The organism is Mesorhizobium sp. M4B.F.Ca.ET.089.01.1.1 (assembly GCF_004022605.1).
Lineage (GTDB): Bacteria > Pseudomonadota > Alphaproteobacteria > Rhizobiales > Rhizobiaceae > Mesorhizobium > Mesorhizobium abyssinicae.
On record NZ_RZOS01000808.1, the window covers coordinates 1 to 1,479 of the forward strand.

At 62.4% G+C, this 1,479-nt stretch carries 1 pseudogene; it reads right to left on the bottom strand.

The features are described from left to right. Window positions 1-1,279 (bottom strand): annotated as a pseudogene (locus tag EN780_RS34075) (DNA-directed RNA polymerase subunit beta); the annotation flags it as partial. Window positions 1,280-1,479 lie beyond the last annotated feature (200 nt).

The window sequence follows — 1,479 nt, forward strand, 5'->3', positions numbered from 1 at the left end:
CGGTGTCCTCTGCCTTGAGCTCGAGGCGCATGTTCATCTTGACGCGGCCGACGGCCGACAGGTCATAGCGCTCGCTGTCGAAGAACAGCGAGTTGAACATGGCTTCGGCAGTTTCGAGCGTCGGCGGCTCGCCCGGGCGCATGACACGGTAGATGTCGAACAGCGCGTCCTGGCGGCTCTCGTTCTTGTCGACGGCGAGCGTGTTGCGGATATAGGCGCCGACATTGACGTGGTCGATGTCGAGGATCTGGATCTCGCCCTCGCCGGTGCCGAGCAGCACCTTCAGCGTCTTGTCGTCGATCTCGTCGCCGGCCTCGAGGAAGATCTCGCCGGTGGCGTAGTTGACGATATCCTCGGCGAGGTAGTTGCCGAGCAGGTCCTCGTCGGTCGCCTTGATCGCCTTCAGACCCTTTTCGCCGAGCTGGCGGGCCTGGCGCGCGGTGATCTTCTTTCCGGCCTCGACGACGATCTCGCCGGTATCGGCATCGACCAGGTCGCCGACGGCCTTGAGGCCGCGGAAGCGCTCGACGTTGAAGGGAATGCGCCAGTGGTCGCCGGCGCGCTTGTAGGTGATCTTGTTGTAGAAGGTCGACAGGATCTCCTCGCCGTCCATGCCGAGTGCCATCAGCAGCGACGTCACCGGAATCTTGCGGCGGCGGTCGATGCGGGCGTGCACGACGTCCTTGCTGTCGAACTCGATGTCGAGCCACGAGCCGCGATAGGGGATGACGCGCGCGGCGAACAAGAGCTTGCCCGACGAGTGCGACTTGCCCTTGTCATGGTCGAAGAAGACGCCCGGCGAGCGGTGCATCTGCGAGACGATGACGCGCTCGGTGCCGTTGACGATGAAGGTGCCGTTCGACGTCATGAGCGGCATGTCGCCCATGTAGACGTCCTGCTCCTTGATGTCCTTGATCGACTTCGCGCCGGTATCCTCATCGATATCGAACACGATGAGGCGCAGCGTCACCTTCAGCGGCGCGGCATAGGTCAGGTCGCGCTGACGGCATTCGTCAACGTCGAATTTCGGTCCTTCGAACTCGTACTTCACGAACTCCAGCATCGAGGAGCCGGAAAAATCGGAGATCGGGAAGACCGACTTGAAAACGGCCTGCAGTCCTTCGTCGGGACGGCCGCCCTTGGGCTCGTCCACCATCAGGAACTGGTCATAGGATGCCTTCTGAACCTCGATCAGGTTCGGCATCTCCGCAACTTCCGGGATCTTTCCGAAGAACTTGCGTACGCGTCTGCGGCCATTGAAAGTCTGGGTCTGGGCCATCGTCGCTCCTTAGCTCGATTCTCGGGGCGAACCTCGCCGCGGCTCGCCTTGCATTCCGGGCCGCCTCGGCGGCAGCCCCTGATCTGTTTTTCCCGCCGCCTGGCGGCAGCCGGTTAAAACGGGAGAAAACCCGTTTCCTGAAGGCCGGTTCGCGGCCATCAGGAAAGAGGTTCTCGTGCTTCTCGCGCTCTGTGCTCCCT